The organism is Streptomyces sp. NPDC004561, assembly GCF_053602155.1.
The window spans coordinates 1-1,669 of the sequence record NZ_JBSGDB010000874.1 but is presented as its reverse complement, the minus strand read 5'-3'; the positions used below and the strand labels follow the sequence as shown (position 1 = coordinate 1,669).

1 protein-coding gene is annotated in these 1,669 nt (G+C 71.4%); it reads right to left on the bottom strand.

Annotated features, from left to right (window positions below; genetic code table 11):
* Positions 1-78: 78 nt before the first annotated feature.
* The gene (locus tag ACWEN3_RS46290) at positions 79-1,470 is read right to left on the bottom strand and encodes a nucleobase:cation symporter-2 family protein (RefSeq protein ID WP_452984425.1); all 1,392 of its coding nucleotides are present in this window, start codon (positions 1,468-1,470) and stop codon (positions 79-81) included.
* Between the last annotated feature and the right edge of the window lie 199 nt (positions 1,471-1,669).

The window sequence follows — 1,669 nt, the reverse complement described above, 5'->3', positions numbered from 1 at the left end:
TCTCAGTCGTGCCCGCGCGGGGGGGCGGGGGGGGGGGGGGTGGCCGCGGCGCCCCCCCCCGCCGCCCCTCCCGCCCGGTCAGTGCGCCGGTGCCAGCTCCTCTCCCGATTCCATGGGATGGGTGACGTCCGCCGCGTCGCGGCTCCTGCCGAGGTGGTTGAAGATCAGGTTGAGCAGGACGGCGGTGACGCAGCCGGTGGAGATGCCCGAGTCGAGGACGATCTTCGCGGTGTCCGGGAAGGCGTGGTAGAAGTCGGGCACGGTGATCGGGATGATGCCGACCGCCAGGGACACGGCGACGATCAGGACGTTGTTGTCCTTCTCCAGGCCGGCCCGCACCAGGGTCTGGATGCCGCTCGCGGCGACCGAGCCGAACAGGACGACGCCGGCGCCGCCGAGCACGGGCCGGGGTACGACCGCGATGAGCGAGGCGGCCATCGGGCACAGGCCCATCAGGACCAGGAAGCCGCCGCCGACGGCGACTACGAAGCGGCTGCGGATCCTCGTCATGGCCACCAGGCCGATGTTCTGCGCGAAGGCGCTGCACATGAACCCGTTGAACAGGGGGCTGAGGGCGGAGCCCAGGGTGTCGGCGCGCAGCCCGGCCGCGATGGTCCGCTCGTCCGAGGGGCGTTCGACGATCTCGCCGAGGGCCAGCATGTCGGCCGTGGACTCGGTCATCGAAACCACCATCACCACGCACATCGACAGGATCGCGGCGATGTGGAACTGCGGGGCGCCGAAGTGGAAGGGGGTCGGGAAGCCCACCACGTCGGCCTTGGCGACCGGGGAGAAGTCGGTGACGCCGAAGGGGATCGCGATCAGGGTGCCTGCGACCAGGCCGAGCAGGACGGCGATCTGCTTGACGAAGCCGCGGGTGAAGCGGCGCAGGAAGAGGACGATCAGCAGGGTGACGGCGGCCAGGGTGAGGTTGGTCGTCGAACCGTAGTCGTGCGCGGCGGGGTTGGGGCCCTGCGCCCAGTTGAAGGCGACGGGCAGGAGCGAGACGCCTATCAGGGTGATGACCGAGCCGGTGACGACGGGCGGGAAGAAGCGGACCGCCTTGCAGAAGACCGGTGCGGCGAGGAAGCCGAGGAGGCCGGCGACCATGACCGCGCCGAAGATCACCGGCAGGGCGTCGGACTTGTCCTTGGCGGAGGCGACGATCGCCGTCATGGGGGCGACACCGGCGAAGGTGACGCCGTTGACGAAGGGCAGCCGGGCGCCGATCTTCCAGAAGCCGAGGGTCTGCAGGAAGGTGGCGAGACCGGCCGTGAACAGGCAGGCCCCGGTGAGGAAGGTGAGGTCGGTGCCGGAGAGGCCTACGGCCGCGCCGACGATCAGGGGCGGGGCGACGACTCCCGCGTACATGGCGGCCACGTGCTGCAGGCCGCTGGTCGCCATCTTGAGGGCGGGGAGTTTCTCGTCCACGGGGTGGACGGTCTTCTCGTCGACGGGGTAAGCGGACACGGCGGCTCCTCCGGTCGGTTATACACGTCGGCTCTGACGTGGGTTTCAGGGAGGTGGTGCGCGGCGGTCGTGCGGGACCGGGGGACCCATGGGGGTCGCGGGACGGTGACCGTTCCGGGGCGCGCGCGTCCACGCGCGCCCCGGAGTCGGCCGCCGTGGACCCCGCTCGGGTGCACGGCGAGCGGGCGGGAGCCGTGCC